The following is a 25,702-nucleotide window of genomic DNA, read 5'->3' on the forward strand; positions in this document are numbered from 1 at the left end:
TTCACATCTCCAATATAGACCGAACTGGGTGATATTGACCGTAGTAATTGGGTATTTGCAATCCCTGAATTTTTAAATTTTGGACGCGGTGTAGAAAAGCTGTTCCTTTCATAATTTGATTAGCGATATCGACTACATGACGATTATTTGGTTCAGTTAAATATGAACCTCGCACCCAGTCATTAAAGCCACCCATAGCTGGACCGCACCAAATTTGATAATCTACTTCTCGACCTTTTTCACCAGAACTAGACCAACGAGAAGATAATCCTAAATACCAGCGAAAAATTAAAGCCATTTTGAGTTTAGGATTATTAACAGCTTTACCTAATTTTTCAGGATTTTTTTGGGATAAATAAGCAGCAGTTCCTTCCCAAACTTCAGCGAGACTTTTGCGGAAGATTTGTTTTTCTAGTTTCTCTCTCTCTGCTAATGGAATATCTTCAATTGAGTCATAACTGCGATATAGTTCATATAATTTCTGCGCTCGCATGGGAAACATTGTTCCCCGTTTGAGAACTTGCAATTTGACTCCCATTTCAAACATATCTGCGGCTGGAGCCATAATCATATCCGCCATTTCTGCTTGAGCTAATAACTTTTTGGTATGTTCAGAAGCTCCAGATTCAAGACAAGATTGATTAATTGAACCAGTCATTACATAAGCAGCACCCATCATAAATCCAGCTAAGGCTGATTCTGGTGTACCAATTCCTCCAGCTACTCCCACTCTAATGGGTGTTGTGTAATGATATTGTGCTTGAATTTCATCCCGTAAACTAATAATTGAAGGTAGCAAACAAACTAAAGGACGATTATCTGTATGGCCACCAGAATCAGCTTCGACGGTAATATCATCAGCCATAGGAACTTGGCTGGCTAAAGTTGCTTGTAACTCAGTTATTAGTCCTTGCTGAATTAATTCTTTGAGAATTCTCGCAGGTGCTGGTTGCATAAATTTAGTTGCAACTTCGCGGCGAGAAATTTTAGCAATGACTTTATTTTTGATTTCAACTTGATTAGCACTATTTAAACTTAGCCCAGATACACGATAATAGACGATGTTAGGAGTTAAGTCTAAAAATGCTGAAGCTTCTACAGTTCTTACTTCATAATTGAGGTATAAATCTACAGCACGACGTTCAATAGTAGGTTCATTAGGACTGTGAATTAAATTAAAAGCATAAGGTTTATCAGGTAAGGCTTGTTGAATGCGGTTAATGGCTGCTTCTAAACGGTCTGGTGTTAAACCACCTGCACCAAAAGAACTTAAGATGTTCTCTTTTCCTAGTGCAATTACCATTTCTTCGGAAGCAATACCACCTGCCATTGCACCAGTCACATAGGCATATTTCACACCATAAGTAGTGAGAAAATTGGGGTCGCCAAATTGTTGTAGGTGAATGGGTGGAACTGAGATTAAAAGTTCTGCTTGTCCTATGGAACCATTATCAGCTGGTGCTAAATACCCATCGTTAGTAACACCAATTTTGCCACCAACTCTAATAATATAACAAGGTTTATCTGATGCCAGCAATTTATCTTTGATGGCGCTTTGCTCAAAGGAGATACAATCTAAGGAACCTTTCCAAATTTGTTTTTGATTTTGAGACCAAGAAAAAAAACTTAGACCATTATTATGTTGATTTCGTACCGTCTCTACAGTTGTCACGGCAGTTATTCCTCAAGTTTTAAGCAATGGATTTGAGATGAAGAATTTAGATCACGCTCAAGACGTAGAAACACAGAGTAAGCAGTTTGATATTTCTACGTCTCGGTATGATAGATATTTGATTAAGTTTCTTCGTTGAGCAAGTTTTGAGCGCAGGTTAATTGCAGTTGAATTATTTCGCTCATTTGCTTACTGAAGTCTTGTCTGGCTTCTAAAAAGCTGGTGTGGGCTTTAGTCAATTTGGAATTATTGATACTCAGTTTTTGATACTGATGAGTTTTAAAATCATTCATGCTGATTGTCGGTTCGGAGTCGTGAATGAGTTGAGTAGTTGACTGTAAAGTGGCGGTTAACTCAGAAGATTGTACTTCTTCTCTAGGTTCAAAACAGTTATCAATGATAGTTTTCATGATAATGTTTTCTGGCTGAGAATTAGTTGGTGTTATCGGCTGTGGGTAAATGTCACTGGGGCTAATTTGATTATTACCCTGGAGAGAATTAATGATTTTATACTCTCGGTAATTAGAAAGATTTGGCTGCTGCTTTTGAGAATTGCTATGGGAGAAAAGTTTGCGGTTTTCGTCACTCAATATGGCAGTAGTCATAGAATTACCACCTAGGGTAATTTTTTTCAGAGTTGCTTTATTTTGATTGCCAGTTTTTGAGGAGAAGTTGTAGAGTAGATTTAAGTTCAAATCTACTCGATGACTGAGCAATTTTGCTAGTCCTTTGACAAGTGATGTATGGTCATCCATACCGCGACGATTTAAGGATACGGTGATGTGTTCTTGGTTGCCAAGAATTTTATCTATCCAGCGAGAACATACACCACCAGCACCTGCTTCAATAAAGATTCTAGCTCCATCTGCGTAGACACGATTAACTAAGCGGGGAAAATCGAGTTGTTGCGATAATCCTTTAGCAATGTTATGAGCAATTACTTGACTATCCAGTGTAGTTGGTTGATACTCGGCAGCGGAATAAAAGGTAATACCGGGAATTGTTTGCGCTGGTAAGGTGTAGAGTTTTTCCAATTCTTGCGCTTCTGATTGCATTGTTTGACAATGAATCACATGATCAAAAGGTGCTGGAAAAGCGTTACAACCAAGCTTTTTAATTACTCTTTCACAAGCAGCAGGTTCACCAGCAATTAATACTTCTTCTGGTGTATTAATCTGAGTTAGGTAGACGCGATTTTCATCTTTTAAACATTCTCTAACCTGGGTAGGACTGGCTATGAGAACGTAATTACTCCAGAAATTATTATCAGAAGTTGAGGATGCTTTTGGTAGTCCCCAATACTCACGCACAGCATTTTTGGGGCCAGATAATCTATCACCAAATAAAGCTGAGGAATTAAAGGTGTGACTGACTTCATAAAAATTGCTCCACACCCCTTGAGCAACCATCATACTTGTTTCACCTAAACTATAGCCAAAGATATATTTAGGTTTAACTTGAAAATCTTGGCTGATAATTGTTGTGATCATTCTGGTAAAAAGCACTTCGGCTTCAAACATAGCCAGAGAATCATCAAGCAATTTCTTTTCTAGAGTTTCTAGTTGTCGTGTTGACAATTTGCTCAAGCTTCTGGGAAAAACAAGTAGTTCCACATCAGCAGCACGTTTGTAAAGACTTTTGATGATTAAGTCATCGAAAGATTTGGGGAAAAGACGGAATAAAGTCCGCCCCATGCCCACATAGGAATTAACTGCGGCAGGATAAATATAGGCAACTTCTCCATTTTTACCAAGTGGTTTTGGTGTAAAATAACTACCAAGAGGAGTTTGCCAATCTGTACCTTTTTCAAAGGCAAGATTTACACCTTTACGCGCTGAGTTAATTTCTTTGAGTAATTCTTTGTGGTTGCGTCCAGTAATAGATAAGGCATATTTAGCATTTGTATGCTGCTGAAATTTAACAAAAGTCTGACTCGCAGTAGCTTGAAGATGATCAGCATTTTCAATGTTTTGTTGCAAATTATCTAAACCTGCAAACAAAGTGGCATAATCATTAGCAGCGATAGGAAAAAGATAAAAAGGTCGTGACTCTAAATAGCGGCTGACACGTTCTTCTTGATGAGTATCTTCTGATAAAATGACATGAGCAAAAGAGCCATCACAGCCGATACTATTAATAGCGGAAATTCTACATCTACCTTCTTTTGGTGAAAACCAAGGTCTTGATTCGGTAGCAACGTAAAAGGGACTACCTTCCCATACTTGCGGTGTTTTGACACCAGACCAATTGGGGGTTCCGGGAATATATCTATGGTAGAGACTGAGGGCAGTTTTAATTAAGCTGGCTATTCCCGAAGCGACAAAGGTGTTACCGATATTGGCTTTGACGCTACCAATGGCACAGTGTAAACCGTTACCCACGGGAGGATAAGCTTGAAGGATGCCGTTAATTTCAGCTTCGTCTTCTGCGGGAATTCCAGTACCGCAGACTTCCAGGTAATTTACCTCTATAGGTTGAATTCCTGCTTGTTGAAAAGCTTGTTTGCAGACTTGGCTAATAGTCGCTTCGTCTACAGCCATTGAGGGAGATTGTCCGATGCTGATACCGTCAATGACTGCATAGATGCGATCGCTATTTTCTAAAGCTGTATCATGACGTTTGAGGACAACTGCACCGGCACCTTCTCCCACAGTCCAACCGTCGGCGTTTTGATCAAAACTTAAGGTATTGATACCTGTATTTACTTTTCCGAATTGACTGCGGAGTAAGACATTTTCCACACCACCGGCTAAGTCAACAGCACCAACAACAACTGCGTCTACTTCATTTGTAGCTAATAGCATTTGTGCGATTTCTAAAGCTTTAAATGCCGCAGTTTCTACAGCACTAAGAGTGAATGAGGGACCAGAGAAATTCCACAACGAAGAAATGCGACTAGCCATAATATTGCCGACATAGCTGAGATATTCACCCAAATCAACTTGGTGGTGAATACTGTTTTTAACTATGGTTTCTAGTTGGGCAATTTTCTCTGGAGGTAAGGCGATTTCCGCAGCATTTAAACCGTCTTTAACTTGCCAAGGTGAATTCCAACGTTGTTGTAGTTGGTGTACAGATAATTCTGTGTCCGCAGCGATAATTACCGCTACATTACCACCTTGGGCTATTTTTGCATCTTGGAGAGCGCGATCGCACACTTTCAATAATAAAAGTTGTTGCGGGTTGAGTTTTTCAACTTCGTTAGGGGGAATTTTGTAAGCTAAAGTATCAACTTCAAAATCTTTAATATATGCACCTTGGGGAGCTTTTCCGGCTTTCAACCCGTACTCTTGCAGTAATGTTTCCTGCTCATCAATACCATGCCATCGTTTTTCTGGCAGGAGAATAAAATGCTGTTTTCCATCATAAATGCTGCTTTCAAAAGCATTTAATTCATGACATTCACCGAAAAAGGCATCCATGCCGACAATTGCCATTTTTGCAGTCATATTTTCTTGAAGACTCATTAGCTGACTTCCCCCTGTTCAAGAATTAAATGAGAGTTATTTCCACCAAAACCAAATGCACTTAAAGCTACGTACTTATTTCCTTTACTCGGCCAAGGTGTGGCAGTTCTAATAATGTTTTGAGGCGAAATCACATTATTTTCAGAACCCACAGGTTCACTGACATTTATAGTTGCGGGAATAACACCATGAGACATACTTAAAATCGTCTTTGTTATCCCCACCATGCCAGCAGCAACGAGTAAATGACCGACGTTATTTTTAGTTGAACCCACTAAAGGTGTTGCTTGGTATTGACCAAAAAAACCTTCAACTGAGTTGCATTCGGTGGTATCTCCCAACAGAGTGCCGGTAGCGTGACACTCTAAATAATCAATTGCTTGGGGGTTAAGTTTAGCCTCAGCATAAGCTCTTTGATATGCAGTGGTTTGTCCTTGAGCATTAGGACTGAGGAGATGCTTACCTTTACCATCATTAGATAGACCATTACCGCAAATTGTGGCGAGAATTTTGTCTCCATCTCTGACAGCATCACTGTAGCGTTTGAGCATTACCATTCCTATGCCTTCGGAGGTAATTAACCCGCGTGATGCTTTATCTAGAGGACGGCTAATACCGTTTTCTGGATATCCTTGAATCCCAGAAAATAACATTCTCACAAACAACGGATCTGAACAACTAATAGCACCAGCTAACATCAAATCAGCCTTGCCAGATTGCAGATAATAGGATGCTAATTTAATGGCATAAAATGATGATGAACAGGCAGCATCTATACAGCAATGAGTTCCAGAAAGAGAAAATGCACGGGAAATTATAGCAGCAGGTAAGCCGCTCACCATCGCATTATATGGAGATGCTTTTGTAGCAGTGAATGAACCACCTAAATGGAAGTCTTTTTCCTGTAAAAGTTCACCAATTGCAGGTTCAATAGTTTGCTGATAAATAGGAGCAAATAATTGATTAGATGCTTTGGTTGGGAAAGCGAGAGTTCCTAAAATTACGCCACATTTTGAAAGAGCAGATTGATTTCCCCAATAACCACTGTGGATAATTGCCTGTTTAGCAGCATACAGTGACCATTTAAAACTATTATCCAGACTTTGAACAAATGTCGCCGGTAAATTATACTCACTAGCATCAAAGTTGAAATTGCGGATAAATCCACCTTTTTGAAAGTAAATTTTTTCCGGTTTCCCCTTATTAGCATCGTAGAATATGGCGGGGTCTACTCCCAATTCGGCAACACTTACAGATGAAGTTGAGTCTTTTTCTGCGCTGAGATTCTGCCAAAACTCTTCAGGATTATTAGCATCTGGAAACAGGCAAGATAACCCGATAATCGCTATTTTCTCCACTGTTGAAATCCTCGTTGGGGCATAAGACGTTAAGGAAATAAAAATTTCCTAAGTTTTTCAGGATTTACGCTATTCCCCCAATCGGCAAGGATTAACAACTTTCGCTGTTATTATGTAATACCGTTTCTTTGTGAAACTGCACTAAACTCTCTCACTTAATCTTCTTTCATTTCTTCTCTTTGCGTCCCAATACTTGTCGGTTAAGCTAAAAACATTAAATCAGATAGGTTGGGTTTCAGGTAGGTTGGGTTGACGTTCTTGTTACCCAACATTTACGGACTTTTTTTAGATTGCGCTGTCGCTTAACCCAACCTACTATTACTTACGATTAAGCATTTTCATAGGCCAAATAACTGCTTTTGCTCCGAGAATACGTGAATATATTTTGCCTTCACGATTATGGATTAAGAAATTAGCATTTATGCCAGTATCGGTTTTGCTAATAATTTCGCAAGACACATAAAAAGGTACATTGAATGGAACATCTACAAATTGTTCACAGTATGTTAATTGTCCTGGTAAACAAACTTCTTGATGAAAATGATTTAACCATAGCCATAGAGTTTGAGTACTCAAATCAATTATGTAGGGATTGTGCCATTTAACGGGGAATTGTCCTTGTTGTTTGGCGGTAATTTCTTGCCAACAGCATTCGGCTGTAAGTTTTTCTGGGCTAATATTTAAGACTTTAGTAATTTCCTGGAATGCTGGGCCATGAAATAAGGACAAATCTCCATTTTGATAAAAACCTTTACCTGTGGTGGTGACAATGTTATCTTCTCGAAGATCCACTGATTCATAAATAGGAGCATCTGGAAGTTCTCGCACTATTTTGATAATAGAACTAAAATGATAATGAGTTCTTCCTTCTGGAGTTTTACTCAATATCTTGGTTTTAAATTCAACAAACTTACCATCGCTTTTAGAAACTTCTTCTATTTCTAGAAAATGTTCATGAGCTAAGGTTGAGTTAAAAGTAATTCCTTTCAAAACTCTGAATTCTTGACAACTGAAATATCTATAACCTGGATAAATTTCTTCACAACCATTTACCATCCAAGATTTAGCACAGGTAGCTGGTAATACTGGAGAGCCAGCAATTGTATGATCATACAAAAATGGATTTTCTGCTAATGTCATCCGTCGCCGAATGCGATAGCTTCGTAGTTGTGAATCTAAAGGCATTGCGGGTGGAATCATCGTGCTACCAATGACAATTTGTGTATTATCTTGATAAGCGGGGTGCAGTTCATTAACTAACATTTGTGTACCTACTTCTAGAGGAATAATACTAATTCCTCTTTCTGCAAATGCTTTTTTCAGTTGTGGTGTCACCATACCACTATCCCAACCACCCCAATTAATTGCCACTACATGACATTGAGGATGAGATTGTTTGATGAGGTGGGCTGATTTGTTGAGAATTTCGTTAGCAATGGCATAATCACTTTGACCAATATTCCCATAAAAACCAGTTACAGAAGAAAATAAAACTAAATGCTGTAATTGCTGGATATTAACGCAAGCGAGTAGATTTTCTAAACCCTGAACTTTAGCGGTGTAAACTTTTTCAAAATCTTCTTGTGTTTTCTTTTCAATTAACTTATCAGCCAAATTACCAGCACCGTGAATAATGCCTGTGATTTGACCAAATTTTTGAGCTACAACGCTGAGTTTGGCTTTCAAAGTTACGGTATCTGTAACATCAACACTGATATATTCTGCCTTTGCACCTGCTGCTTCAATAGCTGCCAAGGTTTTATTAATTTCTCGGCTAGAATTAATCTCATTAAATATTTTTTGTACCATCATGGGTGTTGGTTTCTCACCTTGAGAAATCAGATTTTCCATGATGCGTTTTTTCAAAGCTGAATCTTCTAAACAATCACGAGTATATTCTGGTTCGGTGGTGATTTCAGAACGACCAAGCAGAATAAATTTACAAGGTTGGTTTTGTGCTAATTTAATTGTGCATTGAGCAGTGATTCCTTTGGCTCCACCACTGACGACGAAGACAGATGATGGATTAATTTGCAGTGTTGCTGTCATATTTCAACTTTATAATTGATTTGTGTTGATGAATAAATTTATGAATGTCTCACGCAAAGGCGCAAAGACGCAAAGGGGAAGAGGGGAGTTTTTGTGAGGTGGGCATTGCCCACCCTACTGGTTATTCGGGTTTAGCTATGAGGGTGACTCTTCCTTGTGAGCTATAGCCAACTTCACCTATATATCTGTTGGAATCATGCAGTTCGGCAACTATATATTCTGCTGATTGGTGAGGATCTAAGGAAGGGCTTAAATCAATTGCTCTTAAGAATACTTTCGGCCATTCCCATCTCAAACTTTTGGTTAATCCAAATAATCCTGCGCCGATAACTCCAAAGTTTTCTTTGTGTTCTAACCCCAATGTGCCGTCAAGATGGGCTACTGTACAGAAGCTTACTCTTCCTTCTAAATCAGCGGCTGTGTTCAAGGTTGGTTTGAGATGTTTGGCTATCAAGAACACTTGTTTGACTATGGCTTTTTCTGTTTCTAGATAGGAAATTTTACCTGTGTTTTCTGTGTTGAATTGAGGATGAAGATGAATGAATGCCCCAATTTTTCCATGTTGAGTAGTTATGCTTTGTAATAGTAGTTGCAGATGTTGTTCACTCATATTTGCCATGATGACGCGGCTAACACCTAGGGGTAAAGGCAATTGTTGAGGAACTAATGTTTGGGGGAAACTCAGAACTACTACTTTCCAACCTTGTTCAACTAGTGCGTGAGCTAGTTTGGTGGTGGTGAGGGAACCATCATCAGTAATTAAACCGATGTGTCCCTCTGGTAATTTGCATTCCCAAAAATCAGGTCGTGGTAGGCTTTTTAGTTTTACTGGACGACGGGGAAGATTTGGGTCTACTGTTGGTGGTGGGGTTAAATTCACTACCACTTTTGGGAGGCTAAGAGGGCGGGGAGACCCCGCCCCTACCGGGTCAGAATCAGGCTTTTTTTTTTCACCTCCCACCAGCTTTTGGAGGTAGTCTACTATTTGTCCAATTGTTCGCAGGTCGCCTAATTCTTCTATATTTGGTTTGGGTAAGTTGGGGTACGTTTCTTGCATTGCGCCCAATATTTCTACCCGTTTGATGGAGTCAATTCCTAAATCGGCCTCCATGTCCATGTCTAGTTCCAACATCTCGACTGGGTAGCCTGTTTTTTCACTGGTGATGTTTAACAGGGTTTGTCCTAAATCAGCGTATTCGTCGCTTTCTTCTGGTGACTGGGAAGGGAGTAATTCTTCCCTTGCTTCCTCTACTTTCTTCTCTGTCACCTGTATAACTTGTTCTGTTACTTGTAACTTGTCACCTGTCACCTGTATTTCTTCTGTTAACCTGTCACCTGTCACCTGTTTTTGCAGATACTCGACAACTTGACCAATGGTGCGTTTTTCTGCTAGTTCTTCTAAGTTTGGTTTGGGTAAGTTGGGGTATAGTTCTTGCAATCCTCCCAGAATTTCTACCCGTTTGATGGAATCAATTCCTAGGTCGGCTTCCATGTCCATGTCGAGTTCTAACATTTCGATGGGATAGCCGGTTTTCTCGCTGGTTATGGCTAGGAGGTTTTGACCTATGTCATCAATATTAATGTTGGTGGTTGCTGGTTCGGGAATAGAAGCTACAGGTGTTACTGGCTGAGGTTGAGTTTCTACAACTGGGGTAGGTTCTGCAATTTTAGGAAGGGAAATTGCTTCTATTACAGGTTCCGCTTTTTCAACTACTGGCTCTATTACCGGTTGGGTTTCGACAATTTTGGCGGTAGGAGGAACAACTGTTTCTGTTACAGCTGCTTCTGTCATTAACTCCCGTAAACTGTTGGTGTGTGTTTCTGTTAGTTGGGGGGGAATTAGGGGTTGAGTTGTTTCTGTACCGGCAATTAGTTGAGAATATTCTTGTTGAATGAGTTGGAAAAAGTTTTTGGTGTATTCTACTTGTTCCCGCAGATATTGTTCATGAATGCGAAGGGTTTCACTTTGTTGGTTGTGAAACTGCATCATGCTGCGCTCAAAACTTTCCATAACAACTTGTTTGAGTTGGGCGGTTTCTGAAGATTTACTATTGATAAATAGGGCGTTCTGTTGTTGCATCAGTTGGAAGAACGTTTTGGCGTATTCCATTTGATGATTCAGATATGTCCCGTGAATTTGTAAGTTATCACTTTGGTTGTGTTGAAACTGGTTCAGGAGGTTTTCTAAACTTTCTAGAACCTGTTGGAAGTTGATATTTTTATCTGGTGTCTCCATTTTCCCTCCTGGACGCTCTGCAACTGCTTGACGTGCTGTAGGTAATAATTCTGGGATTGCTTGATTTAAACGGGGTGCAGGAGTCATCTGAGGCTGTTGTGGGGTGCTAATTACAGGCGTTTTTTTGTGTCCGTTACCGTTGTGACCGTTGGTAGAAGGAGTATTGGACTCTTCTGTAGGGGCGTATTGCAATACGCCCCTACTCAATTCCTGAACTCCTTTGACTTTGAAACCATCCTGTAAGGCTTCGGTGAAGGCGTTTTTGGTTTTTTCGGAAACGTAGTTAACACCGTTTAATTTGACGCTTAAGGTCTTTTTGGTGGAAGTTGGGGGGATAACTGGAGCTAGTTGATAGGGGTCGAGATTACCCAAAGCCATACCAATTACGCGCAGTTGAATTGCGGCTTCTCTGAGAGTGCGATCGCTATTCTTTTGAGTACTAGGATTGAGTGATACGGTAAGATGAGGGCGATCGCCTAAGATATCTTTGACTAGGTTGGTGAGAATCCGTTTGGGTCCAAATTCTACGAAGCAATAACCACCAGCAGCGTAGATGTTTTCAATCTCTTGCTTAAACATCACTGAACTGGAAAGATGTCCTTCTAGAACTCTTTGGATTCCTGATGGTTCTTGGGGATATTGTTTGCCGGTAACGTTGCTGAAAACGGGAACTTTGGGATTTTGGAAATCGACAGACTTGGTAGCGATCGCAAATGATTTTTGAGCAAATGCAATCAAAGGTGTGTGGAACGCAGCGGAAACTGGTAACAACACCGCCCCATAGCCCAATTCTTGGAACTTTTGCTGAATTTTCTTAATTTCCGCTGTTGGTCCCGCGAGGACAACTTGCGTGGGAGAATTAAAATTAGCGATCGCAACTTGGGGAAAATGCCTCAGCACCGCTTCCACTTTTGTGATATCTTCCTTCACCGCTAACATACTACCCGCATCATGATCTGGGTCTTTCGGTGCAGCCATCGCTTGACCTCTAGACTTAACTAAGAACAAATAATCCTCTTCAGTCAGCACTCCAGCAGCCCACAAAGCCGTCAATTCACCAAAACTATGTCCAGCGGTAAAATCTGATTTAAACCCAGCTTCTTGGAAGATAGAATACAGCCCCGCACTAAAAACCCCAATTGCAGGTTGAGCATATTCAGTTCTTTGTAAAGCTGCAATTTGAGCAGTTTTTTCCTCTTCTTCAAAAGTCGGATGTGGGAACACAATTTCCGAAATTGGCTGCAAATTATCCTTAATTAACAACCCATCCATTTGTCCATACAGACGACGCAAAGCTGGGAAATTCATCACCGCTTCTCTACCCATTTCTAGGTATTGAGAACCTTGTCCAGAGAATAAAGCCACAACTTTTCCGCCTAATTCTATCCCTGAAGAACGGTAATAAATACCTTGAGGATGTTCCCAAGAAACCGCTGACGGCTTATTTTTTAGTAAATCAATACTAACTTTCAGCAACTTACAAGCTTCTTGGATATTCTCAGCGACAAACCCAATTCTTGCCGCAGTTTGGGGAATAGTTAAAGCTTGAGACTCTTGGATTAATTGCGAGTAATGTCTTTCTCCCTCGTTAGATTGCAAATTATTCAAAGTTGCTTCTAACTTAGTAATCAATTCTGCAGGATTAGAACCAAATAATAACACTTCACTCGGTGCATTATGTAAACGATAAGCTTGCTTTTGTTCCGCTTCGTATTCTTCCAAAACAACGTGATAATTAGTGCCACCAAAACCAAAGGAACTCACTCCAGCACGTCTTGGTGCTTCTCCTTCTGCCTTGATCCAAGGTCTAGTTTCAGTGTTTAAGTAAAAGGACGAATTTTGAATATCGAGTTTAGGATTTGGCTCAGTAATATTGATAGTTGGGGGCAAAATTTTATGATGTAAAGCCAAAGCAGTTTTGATTAAACTTGCTGCACCTGCTGCGGCTTTTGTATGTCCAATTTGCGATTTTACACTACCCAAAGCAATATGCTGTTTTTTGTTGTCATATTGAGTAAAGTAATCTCGCAAAGACCCAAATTCAGTAGGATCTCCAGCCATTGTTCCTGTACCATGTGCTTCCATTAAACCCACAGTCGCAGGAGAAAAACCAGCATCATTGTAAGCACGTTCTAAGGCTTTAACTTGTCCTTCTTTACGGGGAGCATAAATACTCTTGTAGCGTCCGTCGCTAGAAGTGCCAATACCTTTAATAACTGCATAGATTTTATCACCGTCTTTTTCTGCATCTTCAAGACGTTTTAACACAATCATGCCGATACCTTCACCTAACATCATGCCGTCAGATTTAGCATCGAAAGGTTTGACGTTTTCGCTAGGAGTAACAGCAGGAGTTTTGCTAAAAGAAATGTAAGCCATGATGGAGTTGTCGGTATCTACACCACCAGTCAGCATCATATCGCTACGATATTCAATTAGCTCGCTGATTGCCATTTTTAAAGCTCCGAAGGAACTCGCACAAGCAGCATCAACTACGCAATTTGTACCGCCAAAGTTGAGACGATTAGCAATTCTTCCCGCTACCACATTTGCTAACATTCCAGGGAAAGCATTTTCATCCCATTTAATATAAGCAGTTTTAATTTTATCGACGATTACTTTAGTATCATCGTCAGATAAACCACTGCTTTTCAGGACTTTTTCCCAAATCGGATATTCTAACCTTGCAGATAAAGGTATACCTAATTGTTTGGCTTGCGCTACACCTAAGATTACTCCCACATTCTCGCGGTTAAATTCACGAGATTCACTATAACCAGCATCTTCCATTGCTTCTTTCGCAACTACTAAACTTAATAGTTGTGATACATCAGTAACTTCTAAAATGCTGGGAGGAATACCAAATTCCATCGGATTAAAATCTACTTCGGGGATAAATCCACCGCGTTTACAATAGGTTTTATCTTCTGGGGTTCTGGGGTTAGGATCGTAATAATCTTTGACACTCCAATGTGTTTCTGGAACATCAGTAATACAGTCAGTTTTATTAACAATATTGCGCCAATATTCCCGTAAGTTTCTGGCTTTTGGTAATAAAGATGCCATTCCCACAATTGCAATTGGATTTTGTTGCAGTTGTCTGTTAACTTTATTAGTGGATACTGATGTTTCTGATTTCATTTGTTTTTCCTCTATAAACCTAATCAAATCCTTTTCACAACTGTTAATCTGAGCTTCTAACTCCGACAAGGCAGTATTAATTGAAGAAGCAGATATCATGGCATAGACTAATTTTGAGTACTGTGGATTGTTTAGCTACAGTAATTTCTGTTGCTTACAAATAATGAAGCTATTTCTTCTTACCAGCAGTTAGCTATCCTATCTGCGTAAGGAATAAGGGTGGTTTTTCAATCAACATGACATGGTAAATATTGCCTTAATTCCGTATCTAAATAATTGGCATCTTCGGTGTTTTAAGGCAAGTTGGGAACAATGTAGTCCTGAAAAAATACTGTGCAAGTTTTTCTTCCCTTTTGTACTTTTGTCATAGATGTTATGAATAAAATTTACGGTATACGAGAAAAGCAGAGGTTAACCGTAAAATTTACTAACTACGACACAAAGAATTCTTGATATTGTGGCAAATTGTAAAATATTCTAGGTGTGCTTTAGGTAATAATTTGGTGAATTGCATCCCCGATGAATAGTAAATATTTCGGCGATTTTATCCCACTGGAACCAGAAAAACTGAGGAGGAGTGATGAACATAGAAATTTGTTTTTCTCTCGCACCATTTAGATGATCTAGCTTGACTACAGAAATGCTTTTAGTGTTAATTCTAACGTTCTGTATTTTCATAAATACCATAGCTAGTTTCACCGTCTGGGATAATATATTTTATGCTATTCGACCAATTAAAGCTGCCAAAATTGTTACAAAAAGAGCAACACCTTTAATCAAAATTCATTCAACAGGAAAAAATACTTAAAGTTATTACATCTGATAATAACGTGGCTAGGTTATAGTACTTTTTCCTTTTTTGTTTCAATCAATTACCTGAATTTTTTGCAACTTTTACGCCTTGAATTAATACAAAGACTAGCACAGCTTAGAGAAATTGAATAGTTCACTGAAAGTAAGTTTAGAAATAAATATTTCATAACTCATATCGCTTTTCAAGATCAAATTAATAGGAACGTATAATCTTTAACTAAAATTGACTAGATACTGGTTTAAGTGATGGCGGGTAAAATGGCAACTTTGTCTTTATCAATCAAGCTTTGCACCTTTGTTGTCTACTAAGTCACAAATCAATAAATACACATATATTTTCTTTGAACATAAATGTGGTTTTTTCAGAAAAGCATCATAATTCCATCTCCTTTTTTGATGAATTTATAAGATAACTTGGCTTCCCAAACAAAATAGTTATTTATAAAGCAAATATTAATTTATAGAATGTTGTTGGCTAAACATTATCAGCATTAGTTGTGATGAAACCTGTACATTTACCACCCAATAATGACTGTTTGATAAGAAAAATACAGATTTAATAGCTGATTTATGAGTTTGTAAGATAATAGCGAATAGAAAATAGCTGCTTTCATCTATGTTGATCATCACAACTATTGTTGTTGTCTCTAGAGAAAATTACCTGATTTATTTTGTTGACAAATAGGAATTATTTTGGCAAACTTAAATATAAGTTAATCGAGTTTTGACCGTTCAGTACCATCACCGCTTCGTTACATCTTGAGATGAAAATTTTATTTGGTACTATGGTATTTTTGGCTACTTTACAAAATGCCCATTAAGGATAAAACTGAGGATACTTGGAAGTAATATTACTGTTGATTCCGTCCCTAATCTTGTTATCTATATCGGCAACAAAGCCTAACAAAAATTCATCCAAAACTAATTAAGCTAATAGCTGTTACCAAATTTGTGAGATCCAGAAATAAAGAATTAACTGCAAATAAGTAGGTATGCAAAAAAAAGTAACAAAGTCTTAAATTTGCTCGTAGTGAGGGCTTTAGCCCTACTTTGTTCGCGTAGCGTCTCGTTAGCGAAGCTTCGACCACAGGAGATAAATAGGTCTTTAGACCTCACTACAAACCTTTAATTATTTACGTTACTCTACTTAGAAAAAGATGGACATAGATAAATTTGTCCCTCAGCAGACTAGTAAACGCTATATCCACTGACTAAAACTACAAATATGGGGGATAAGTTATTTTAGATAATCTGCGGATATAACTATTACGACTATCCCTGAACAGAAAATAATTGGAATAAAAATATGGCAGTAAACAAAGAGCGCCAGTTATTAAAAAAAGCTGCGATGAAGTGGAAAATTATTTTAGCAGCTTCTCTTACTTTAGCTACTGGGTTAATATCTTTCTACAGTTTTTCTCAGTTGAAGCTAAAACCTACTTCTCCGGTTCCATCTTCTTCAGTAAATTCCCTCAACTCAACTCCAATAAAAGTTTCTGTAACTGCTTTGGGACGCTTGCAACCACAAGGAAAAATTACTTATTTATCTGCTCCTAATTCTATCAACGGTGTGCGTGTAGAAAAACTGTTGGTGACTGAAGGAGATGAGGTGAAAACTGGGCAAGTATTGGCTTATTTAGAAGATTATGCTCGTTCTAAAGCAGCTATTAAGCAAGCCTTTGATAAATTACTAGTTGCTAAATCTAAACTAGCCCAGGTAAAAGCTGGGGCTAAACCTGGAGATATCAACGCTCAAAAAGCTACAATTACTCGTTTGAATTCACAATTAACAGGTGATATTGCCTCTCAAGTTGCAACAATTAACCGTATCCAAGCCGAAGTAGATAATGCTCAAAAAGAGAGCAATCGCTATCAGCAATTATACAAAGATGGGGCAATTTCTGCTTCTATAACTGATACTAAAGCTTTGCAACTCAAAACTACTCAAGAACAGTTAACCGAAGCTAAAGCCTCTCTTGCACGTACTCAAAACACCTTAAAAGATCAGATCAAAGAAGCAAAAGCGAAACTCAATAGCATTAGCGAAGTTCGTAACGTAGATGTTCAGTTAGCAGAAAGTGAAGTTAAGAGTGCTGAAACTGCTATCCAACAAGCCAAAGCCGATCACGATTTAACTTACATCAAAGCTCCCATAGATGCCAGAATTTTGAAAATTCATGCTAAAAATGGCGAAGTAATTGCTAATTCTGGCTTTGCTGAACTTGGTAAAACATCAGAAATGAATGTGGTTGCTGAAGTTTATCAAACCGATATTCAAAAAGTGCGTGTTGGTCAAAAAGCTACTATCACCAGTGCTGCTTTTCCTGACCAATTACAGGGAACTGTCAAGGAAATTGGTTGGCAAGTTGAGAAACAAAGCATCTTTAGTATTAACCCAAATTCAGATACTGACCGGCGCATCATCGAGGTAAAAATAGCCATTGATAATCCTGCTGATAATCAAAAGGTAGCTCGATTAACCAATTTGCAAGTGGATGTTTCTATTCAAATTTAGTCGTTAGTCATTGGTTATCTATCAACCGACAACTAACAAATAACAAATAGCAAAATATATGAATATCAAAATTCCTTTAGCATGGCTACAGCTTGCCCAGCAAAAAGTGCGTTTTGTGGTAGCTGTAGCTGGGATTGCATTTATTGTGCTGCTGATGTTTATTCAACTTGGTTTCCAAGATGCACTTTATTCTAGTGCTACCGCAGTTCATCAAAATCTCAAGGGGGATTTATTTTTAGTCAGTTCTCAATATAAATCCTTGACTTCTAATCAAAGTTTTTCTCGGACTCGTTTATATCAAACATTAGGCTTTGATGGTGTCGAGTCGGTTAGTCCCATGTATTTGCAATTTGCTAAATTAAAAAATCCTGCTACTGGTGAAAAATATTCAATATATGTAATTGGTTTTGATCCAGGAAAACCAGTCATAAATATTCCCGAACTGGAACAGAATTTAGATAAACTCAAAATTCCTGATATCATGTTTTTTGACAGAGATTCCCGACCAGAATTTGGTCCTATAGCAGCAAAATTTGAGCGAGGAGATACTGATCAAACAGTTGAAATATTTCCTTTTGATGCCGTCAAAGGTTATCGAGTCAGAGTAGGTGGTTTATTCAGTTTAGGTCCTTCCTTTGGTGTAGATGGAAATTTAATTGTTAGTGACTCAACTTTCTTAAGAATAAATCCCAATTCTCGTCCTGTAGAAAAGATAGATATCGGAATTATCAAACTTAAATCTGGTGTTAATCCCAATCAAGTTTTGAAAAATTTGCAAGCAACTTTACCTAATGATGTGCAGATTTTTACTCGTCAAGGCTTTATTGATTTTGAAAAAAAATATTGGGCTGTAAGAACTCCTATTGGTTTCATACTGAACCTGATGCTAACAATGGCTTCTGTTGTTGGTGTAGTGATCGTTTATCAAATTCTTTACAGCAATATTGCCACTCAATTTATTGCCTACGCAACTTTAAAAGCTATTGGTTATGCAAATGGTTATTTACTGAATGTGGTTTTTCAACAGGCGTTAATTTTGGCTATCTTAGCTTATATACCAGGCTTTATTATTTCCTTGGCTTTATATGATTTTGCTATGAAATCCACAAATTTACCCATCATCATGACTCTGAACAATGCCTTAATTGTTTTAACATCTATAGTTTTGATCTGCATCACTTCTGGAGCCTTGGCTATTAATAAACTTCGCTCCGCAGATCCTGCTGATATTTTCTAGTTAATCTACTAGTAGTCTGTTAAGAACTAATTGACGGGTAAATAAATTGTTCAATTTTTCCTTCTTCCTTCTTCCTTTGCTTCGCAACGCTAACGCGAACGCGCTCTTTGCGTCTATACCTACGGTACGCTACGCGAACGCGGTTTGTTTCTTTATCCGTCAAAATTGATTTGACAGACTACTAGTTAATCTAGATTAAATTCCGCAATTCCAGTTCAAATCAGTCCACCTATTTACCTTTCAATACTTCACCATGAACTTCAACAACAAAACTATTCTCATCACCGGAATTGACGAATTTATCGGCTTGCGTGCAGCTGAGTTAGCTCTAGCTCAAGGGATGAAAGTAAGAGGATTACAAAGTTCTTCCGAGCAGGATAAGAACCTCCAAAATTTGGGAGTTGAGATTATTGTTGGTAACATCACCGATGCCCAAATAGCTCAAAAAGCTTGTCAAGGAGTAGACATTGTTTTACATACCAATCAACTAGCTGAAGAAGCTGGAGAACTCAAACATTTTCGGGAAATAAATGTTAATGGTACTTTGAATATAGCCAAGGCTGCAAAGCAAGCTGGAGTGAGAACATTTGTACATCTTTCTACTGTTCTAGTTTATGGCTTCAATTATGCGAACAATGTCACAGAAATAGGGACACTTTCTAGTGAAAATAATCCCTACTGTCAGACAAAAATTGAAGCAGAAGCGGAAATTTTACAACTTAATTCTCCATCAGATTTCGGTGTCATTGTTATCCGTGCTGGAGATGTTTATGGCCCAGGTAGTATGCCTTGGATAGTACGGCCAGTCATGATGATGCGACAAAAATTATTTGCCTATGCAAATGATGGTCAAGGTGTGATGAATCATTTGTATGTTGATAACTTAATTGATGCCATCTTTTTAGCTATAGAAAAAGAAACCTACGGGGAAATTTTTAATATCACAGATGGTGAGGAAACTTCCTGGAAAGAGTATTTTATTCACTTAGCTGCCATGGAAGATTTACCTGCACCTATGTCTCTTCCTAAAGAAGAAATGAAATTATTTCTCCGTGTTCGTCATCAAGGACAAAAGCTATTTCGTAAAAAAGCCGATATTCTCCCTGAGTCTGTCGATTTTATGAGTCGTCCTTATGCTTATTCTATTGCTAAAGCTACAAGCATCTTAAATTATAAGCCCAAAGTTGACCTCGAAGAAGGAATGAAGCGTACTCATCAATGGTTGCAAAAAACTGATATCCAAAAATTGATGAAATAGTTGATGAAATAGTTTAATTGATTGGGTAATTGCATATGTATAGATATCACGCCAAAGTGCTTTGAAAAAAATCACTCCTATGGCTGGTCACGGTAATGTAAATGGGATTTTATTATTAAGACTGGCTATAGTCGGGCAGTTTTATCAAATCCCTGAATACTTATTTGTTGTACAGCTTTTTTGATGGCTGTAAAAATGCTGTGATCAACTAAATTGGCAAAAACCAAATCTACAATTTTACCCGATTACTCTGGTATCAATTAATATGTTGAAAATCTCTCGTCTTTATTATCTGTTGCTGGCGACTTTATTAAGTCTAAGTTGCTCTAAAACAGTTCATGCAGAACCAACCACAACCCTGACTGTAATAGTTAATGGGGTACGTCACAAAACAGGTGAAATTTGCTTCAGAGTTTATGATTCTGAAAAAGGATTTCCGATGAATAATTCTAGTGAAGTTCAAAATGGCTGCACTAAGATTAATGGTAGCTCTGTTAAAAAAGTATTTTCTGGTTTAAAACCTGGGACTTATGCAGTTGCAGTAGTTGATGATCAAAATGGAGATCGCAAACTAAATAAGGACTTTTTTGGTATTCCTAAAGAAGGATTTGGAATTTCCAAAAACCCAACTGTTTCCGTTCAAACAGGTTCACCAAAATTCCGGAATTCTAGTTTTAAAATGACTAAGAATACCACAATCAATATATCTATGAAATATTCTCTTGATCCCTAATTAAGTACCTGTAAAAGGGAATGGGGAACAGGTAATTCTCCCCATCTCCCCATCTACCCTAATTCTGCCGGAGACTATAGATTTTATGCAAGATGTCATGACATTCCTGTCTAAGTCTTTGATAAGTTGGCTGGTTATTCAGGTATGTTTTACGCTAGTATTTTTATGGTATTTGCGCTCATACAAACAACCTTTATTATCAGATGACCAATTACCAAAAACGGCAGTAATTCTTTGTTTACGAGGTGCGGACCCATTTTTACCTAACTGTGTGCGATCGCTCTTAACACAAAATTACCCACAGTACGATTTAAAGCTGATCATTGATAGTGCAGAAGATCCAGCTTTTAAAATTGCCCAAGAAGCGATCGCAGAAATCGGTGCAACTAATTTCCAAATTAGCACTTTAAGAACCGTCCGCCACAATTGTAGTCTCAAATGCAGTTCTTTGGTGCAAGCTGTTTCAGATTTAGATGATTCTTACAAAGTAGTTGCTCTAGTAGATGCAGATACAATTGTTCATCCTAATTGGTTACGAGAATTAGTTAGTCCTCTCACGAATGACAAAGTGGGATTAACAACAGGAAACCGTTGGTATGTACCCACCGGTAAGTATTGGGGGTCTTTGGTACGCTATGCCGGCAATGTCTCTACTGTCGTCCAAATGTTCGTGTTTCAAGTTCCTTGGGGTGGGAGTTTAGCAATTAAAACAGAAGTCCTACACCAAACAGAATTACTTGAAAAGTGGGGAGAAGCTTTTGGTGATGATATGCTGATGCATAAAGTCATCAAAAAACACGGATTAAAAATTAAATTCGTTCCTTCTTTATTAATGGTTAATCGGGAAGAATGCGATTTAATTACTTTATTTGCATCTCTAAAACGTTTAATACTTTGCTCCCGACTTTATCACCCAAATTGGTTAGCTTTAGTGAGTGATGCTGTTTCTAGTATTCTCTTCCCGACTGTAGCCATTATATTAGCTCTAGGATTGTTGTTAGCAAGTGAATGGGAAGGAGCAGCCTTCTTATTACAATCCTATAGCATCTACACAATGGGATTACTCTTATTGATGCTAGTGATGGAATTAGGAGTACAAGAATTAATCCGCTCTCAAGGTCAAGCAATTGCTAAAATTTCACTGACTACAATCATAAAAATGTTAATTGCTATTCCTCTAACACAGTGGATTTATGGATTAGCAATGCTATCTTCTCTATGGATGTCAACAGTTACATGGCGCGGACTTACTTATAAAATTCAGGGTCCCTGGAATATTCGTTTAGTTGAATATCATCCTTATGAATGGTTAGATCAACCAATTGATGGCAAACATTCTCTGTAATCTCATGCTTTTATTTGGTTGACTAAAAAATCCCCAAGCCAACATTTTTATGAACTATTTCCTTTGATTATGAAAAAACAACCTCTTCGCATAGCATTATTTACAGGATTATTTGCTCCATTTTTAACCGGAGTTTCAGTTGCAGTACATCAGCGAGTTCGGTGGTTGCTTGAGCAAGGACATGAAGTTTTTCTCATTCACCCAGAAATCAATAATCTGTATCCCAAAGCAGTTGGTAATCGTCCCATGCCGGGATTAGATGAACTACAATCTTTCCCCAACTTTTCATCATTTGCTTTCCCCACAAAACCACTTATTTTCTACAAATCTCTACCCCAACCATTGCACTATCGCCATTGGAATGATACTAAATTAATGGAAAAATTCCAACCTGATATCATCGTAGTTGAAGAAGCAGCGCAGATGAGAGGGTTGTACTCATTTTTCTTACAAGGTTATGGTCGCCCTGTAGGAGTTAAATACGCCAAAAAAACTAAAACCCCGATTATCTCCATCTTTCATACGGATATTGTTGCCTATATTAGATATTACTTAGGTGATATATTTTTCAACTTAGTCAGTCCCATTGTTCCACTTTTAGTTAAGCAATTTAGCGAGTCTTATAATCTCAATTTATTTTCTTCGAGAGAACAACTAGCTAAATATCAAAAGCTAAAATGCCAAACAGGTGAATACCTTCCTTATCAAGGAATTAATTGTGAAAAGTTCCACCCTCGGAACATCAGTTATGATCCAATTCCTACAGATAAGCGCCCAACAATTCTGTTTGTGGGACGCATTACCGCCGAAAAAAATGTCACTCAACTTTTAGATGCATATCCGTTAATTGCTGCTAAAATTCCTGATGTTCATTTGGTTATCATTGGTAGCGGTCCTTTAGATGCAGAAATTCGTCGTCGCGCTCAAAATTACCAATCTGGTGTTACTATTTGGGGTGAGTCTCACGGCACACAACTTTTGGGATGGTTCGCTAGAGCAGATGTTTTTATTAACCCTTCAGTAACCGAGAACTTCTGCACTACAAACAACGAAGCTTTAGCTTCTGGAACTCCTGTTGTTGCGGCTATTGCTCCCTCAACGGCTGAACAGGTAATACCCGGTTACAATGGCTTTCTAGCTCAACCTAATAACCCCAAAGATTTTGCCCAAAAAATAATTACAATTCTAGAAAATCCTGACCTCAAAGCACAATTATCTCAGCAAGCTAGACCCTCCATATTAGAATTTGATTGGTCAGTATGTACTCAAAAGTTTGAAGATAAGCTGTATGAGTTAGTTGAAATACCCGAAAAAGTGCAATTGTCTAATCATTCTTAATTAGCACTGTTGCACAAATGACGCGAAAGCCTTAATTTACTGTAGGGGTAATTGATACATTGCCCCTAATTTCCTACTTAATACGTAAGCCATATTAATTAAGCTAATGTGCCTTTAATTTGCATAATTCGTAACGTGGGCAAGACGATTTGATACAGTGTAAATTATGATCTGCTTACTAATGTATTTAGAAAAAAATAGCCAATTTGGCTACATATTCTCGATTGGTTCTGGTAGAGTATTGTAGTAAATGACCTGTGGACTTTTAGGATTTAAGTTCGAGATACTTATCAACTTTGCCATAGTATTTTCAGTAGGAAAATTACCTACTTCAGCTGATAATGCTACTGGTATTGTCCTCAACTGTGCCTAAAAATCTATAGACCTCATAAGTAATCACTTATGGGGTCTTTCTTTATCTCACAATATAAAAATTGAGTAAATACTAGACACAATTACGTTAATTATGTCTGCTTTCTAGGCTGATTAAATCCAGGAGAGCTTTCTTAAATAATAGATAATTGGTAAAAATTATTCCCTAGCACCTGTTTTATTTTCTCTCTTTTCCTAAATAGCAAATTACATAATTTTTATCAACTATCTACCATAATAAATCAAGATACTCCAGAGATTTAAATTACCTTTTGCCAGACATAACTGCTGAATTTATGTCTTAAGATTTCCGTTTATAGACTTGATTTTTTATATTTTGTGAGTAAAAATACAAATAAGTCTAACATCTTGTAGGCTCTCTTGGTGACAACTTAACCTTATCCAATTTCCATAGTCCGCACCTGCGGACTTTATTTATTTGTACTCAAAGTTGAGCAATAGATTTTTACTTGATCCGAGTTAGTAAATGGTCTCCAACTCGCAGGGCATTTGCCATAATAGTTAGTGATGGGTTCAAAGCATTACTAGAAGGGAAAAAACTACCATCAACGATGTAAAGATTATCGATATCATGAGTACGACAATTAATATCTAATACTGAAGTTTTTGGGTCCTCTCCAAAACGACAAGTGCCACATTGATGTGCAACTTCTCTCATGCCCATATTTTGGGGAATATGTAAAGACAATTGTTTTTTTATTTGAAATTGTGTAATTGATTTTAATACTTCAGTCCAGCGGTTGAGTAAATGATTAAACGCTATCTGGTTATTTTTTGTATATTCAATATAAATTTTATTGTTATTAATACTAATTCTATTATTAGCTTTAGGTAAATCTTCTGTAATCATCAACCAAGAAATAGAATGATTAGCTATCGATTCAGCAAGAAATTGAGGCATTAAAGGCGGACCATAAGCAGTTATTTTATCTTTATTGACATTACCAAGTAATTGCACGCTACCCATTGGATAAGTAAAATCTTTGTCTCCCCAATAAAAATCATTGACTGCTAAAGTTTTGGGAAAAATTGTCGGATTTAACTTAGTACTCAACGTCATAACCACCCCAAAGTTATGTGCCATGTAATTTCGACCCACCAAATCAGAACTATTAGCTAATCCCTTGGGGTGTTGGTCATTGGCAGATTTAAGTAACAATGCTGCGGAATTAATTGCACCACAACCAACAATCACAATATCTCCAGAAAACATCTGAAGCTGTCCTGCTATTTCTGCTTCTACACCAGTCACTTCTCGACCAGATGCATTAGTATGTAAACAGACTACTTTTGCATCAGTTATTAATGTGAGATTTTCATCTGCTATTGCTGGACGTATACAGTTAATATCTGCATCAGCTTTAGCATCAACTAAACATGGAAAGCCATCACAAGTATTACAACGAATACAATTATTTAAATGACTATTAACCTTATTTAATTTAATAGCAAGTGGTAAATAAAAGGGATGTAAACCTTGATCTTTTAAAGCATAATTTATTTCTTGAATGTAAGGTTCATGACTGACTGGAGGAAAAGGATAATCTGAATCGGTATGTGGTTCTGTAGGATCAAGACCTCTCTGACCATGTACTTCATAGAGTTTTTCGGCTTGGTCATAATATGGTAAAAAATCTCGATATTTTAATGGCCATTCAGGAGAAATACCATCTTGATGAATGACTGTTTCAAAATCACGTTCACGAAATCTAAACAGCGCACCACCATAAAATTTAGTATTACCACCTACATAATAATGAGTTAATGGATTGATAATTTTACCATCTTTTTCATACCACACTTCTGAAGTCCGATAGCGTTCTTTTTGCGAGACTTCACGAGTATCCCAATTAGCTTTTTCTTTGGGAACAAAATTTCCCCGTTCTAAAACTAAAATTTTCTTGCCGCTGTTTGCTAGTTGATATGCTAAAGTACCACCACCAGCACCTGTACCAATAATGATAAAGTCGTAATGACAATGAGTCATTTTTTTCTCCGTGGTAATTAATTAAAACTTGAAAATGAGTAATATCAATTTTCTTTAACGCTGCATACAGCACTTCCCGATGTTATAAGGTACAAGAACCCCACCCCCAACCCCCTCCCCGCAAGCGATGAGGGGGCTAAGATGTACCTCATAAGAGCGG

The 25,702-nt window shown here is 37.9% G+C and carries 12 protein-coding genes; 6 read left to right on the top strand and 6 right to left on the bottom strand.

Annotated features, from left to right (window positions below; genetic code table 11):
• Window position 1 precedes the first annotated feature (1 nt).
• The 5 genes from A9Y75_RS06340 to A9Y75_RS06360 all read right to left on the bottom strand — a co-directional run bounded on the left by A9Y75_RS06340 (window position 2) and on the right by A9Y75_RS06360 (window position 14,022).
• Complete coding sequence (locus A9Y75_RS06340; RefSeq protein WP_071188660.1) at window positions 2-1,672, bottom strand: PfaD family polyunsaturated fatty acid/polyketide biosynthesis protein; 1,671 nt, start codon at window positions 1,670-1,672, stop codon at window positions 2-4.
• 122 nt (window positions 1,673-1,794) lie between these two features.
• On the bottom strand, window positions 1,795-5,139 hold the full coding sequence (locus A9Y75_RS06345) for a type I polyketide synthase (protein WP_071188661.1): 3,345 nt from the start codon (window positions 5,137-5,139) through the stop codon (window positions 1,795-1,797).
• Window positions 5,139-6,497, bottom strand: a complete 1,359-nt coding sequence (locus A9Y75_RS06350; protein WP_071188662.1) for a polyketide synthase — start codon at window positions 6,495-6,497, stop codon at window positions 5,139-5,141. The genes A9Y75_RS06345 and A9Y75_RS06350 overlap by 1 nt, the downstream gene beginning before the upstream one ends.
• A gap of 318 nt (window positions 6,498-6,815) precedes the next feature.
• The gene (locus tag A9Y75_RS06355; protein WP_071188663.1) at window positions 6,816-8,546 is read right to left on the bottom strand and encodes an SDR family NAD(P)-dependent oxidoreductase; all 1,731 of its coding nucleotides are present in this window, start codon (window positions 8,544-8,546) and stop codon (window positions 6,816-6,818) included.
• 121 nt (window positions 8,547-8,667) lie between these two features.
• Window positions 8,668-14,022 carry a type I polyketide synthase gene (locus A9Y75_RS06360; protein WP_236721341.1) on the bottom strand — a complete coding sequence of 1,785 codons (5,355 nt, stop codon included), beginning with the start codon at window positions 14,020-14,022 and terminating at the stop codon, window positions 8,668-8,670.
• Between the two features lie 2,020 nt (window positions 14,023-16,042).
• On the opposite strand from A9Y75_RS06360, the gene A9Y75_RS06370 reads away from it, so the two are divergent.
• The 6 genes from A9Y75_RS06370 (at window position 16,043) to A9Y75_RS06395 (ending at window position 23,162) form a co-directional block, all read left to right on the top strand.
• The gene (locus A9Y75_RS06370) at window positions 16,043-17,251 is read left to right on the top strand and encodes an ABC exporter membrane fusion protein (protein ID WP_071188664.1); all 1,209 of its coding nucleotides are present in this window, start codon (window positions 16,043-16,045) and stop codon (window positions 17,249-17,251) included.
• Window positions 17,252-17,309: 58 nt separating this feature from the next.
• A complete protein-coding gene (devC, locus tag A9Y75_RS06375) occupies window positions 17,310-18,488 on the top strand; it encodes an ABC transporter permease DevC (RefSeq protein WP_071188665.1) in 1,179 nt (392 codons plus the stop codon).
• 253 nt (window positions 18,489-18,741) lie between these two features.
• The gene (locus A9Y75_RS06380; RefSeq protein ID WP_071188666.1) at window positions 18,742-19,746 is read left to right on the top strand and encodes an NAD-dependent epimerase/dehydratase family protein; all 1,005 of its coding nucleotides are present in this window, start codon (window positions 18,742-18,744) and stop codon (window positions 19,744-19,746) included.
• A gap of 265 nt (window positions 19,747-20,011) precedes the next feature.
• Window positions 20,012-20,479 (top strand): DUF2141 domain-containing protein, encoded by a 468-nt coding sequence (locus A9Y75_RS06385; protein ID WP_071188667.1) that lies wholly within the window; start codon window positions 20,012-20,014, stop codon window positions 20,477-20,479.
• A gap of 85 nt (window positions 20,480-20,564) precedes the next feature.
• On the top strand, window positions 20,565-21,824 hold the full coding sequence (locus tag A9Y75_RS06390; protein ID WP_071188668.1) for a glycosyltransferase family 2 protein: 1,260 nt from the start codon (window positions 20,565-20,567) through the stop codon (window positions 21,822-21,824).
• 69 nt (window positions 21,825-21,893) lie between these two features.
• On the top strand, window positions 21,894-23,162 hold the full coding sequence (locus A9Y75_RS06395) for a glycosyltransferase (protein ID WP_071188847.1): 1,269 nt from the start codon (window positions 21,894-21,896) through the stop codon (window positions 23,160-23,162).
• A gap of 838 nt (window positions 23,163-24,000) precedes the next feature.
• Here A9Y75_RS06395 and A9Y75_RS06400 read toward each other — a convergent pair.
• A complete protein-coding gene (locus A9Y75_RS06400) occupies window positions 24,001-25,542 on the bottom strand; it encodes a GMC family oxidoreductase (protein WP_071188669.1) in 1,542 nt (513 codons plus the stop codon).
• Between the last annotated feature and the right edge of the window lie 160 nt (window positions 25,543-25,702).

The sequence above is a fragment of the Trichormus sp. NMC-1 genome, assembly GCF_001858025.1.
In the GTDB taxonomy this organism is placed as follows: domain Bacteria; phylum Cyanobacteriota; class Cyanobacteriia; order Cyanobacteriales; family Nostocaceae; genus Anabaena.

Bases quoted from the DNA above. Each gene is read 5' to 3' on its own strand.
- A9Y75_RS06385 (WP_071188667.1), top strand. From the start codon at position 20,012: ATGTTGAAAATCTCTCGTCTTTATTATCTGTTGCTGGCGACTTTATTA.
- A9Y75_RS06360 (WP_236721341.1), bottom strand. From the start codon at position 14,022: ATGATATCTGCTTCTTCAATTAATACTGCCTTGTCGGAGTTAGAAGCT.
- A9Y75_RS06380 (WP_071188666.1), top strand. From the start codon at position 18,742: ATGAACTTCAACAACAAAACTATTCTCATCACCGGAATTGACGAATTT.
- A9Y75_RS06390 (WP_071188668.1), top strand. From the start codon at position 20,565: ATGCAAGATGTCATGACATTCCTGTCTAAGTCTTTGATAAGTTGGCTG.
- A9Y75_RS06370 (WP_071188664.1), top strand. From the start codon at position 16,043: ATGGCAGTAAACAAAGAGCGCCAGTTATTAAAAAAAGCTGCGATGAAG.
- A9Y75_RS06345 (WP_071188661.1), bottom strand. From the start codon at position 5,139: ATGAGTCTTCAAGAAAATATGACTGCAAAAATGGCAATTGTCGGCATG.
- A9Y75_RS06400 (WP_071188669.1), bottom strand. From the start codon at position 25,542: ATGACTCATTGTCATTACGACTTTATCATTATTGGTACAGGTGCTGGT.
- A9Y75_RS06395 (WP_071188847.1), top strand. From the start codon at position 21,894: ATGAAAAAACAACCTCTTCGCATAGCATTATTTACAGGATTATTTGCT.
- A9Y75_RS06355 (WP_071188663.1), bottom strand. From the start codon at position 8,546: ATGACAGCAACACTGCAAATTAATCCATCATCTGTCTTCGTCGTCAGT.
- devC (WP_071188665.1), top strand. From the start codon at position 17,310: ATGAATATCAAAATTCCTTTAGCATGGCTACAGCTTGCCCAGCAAAAA.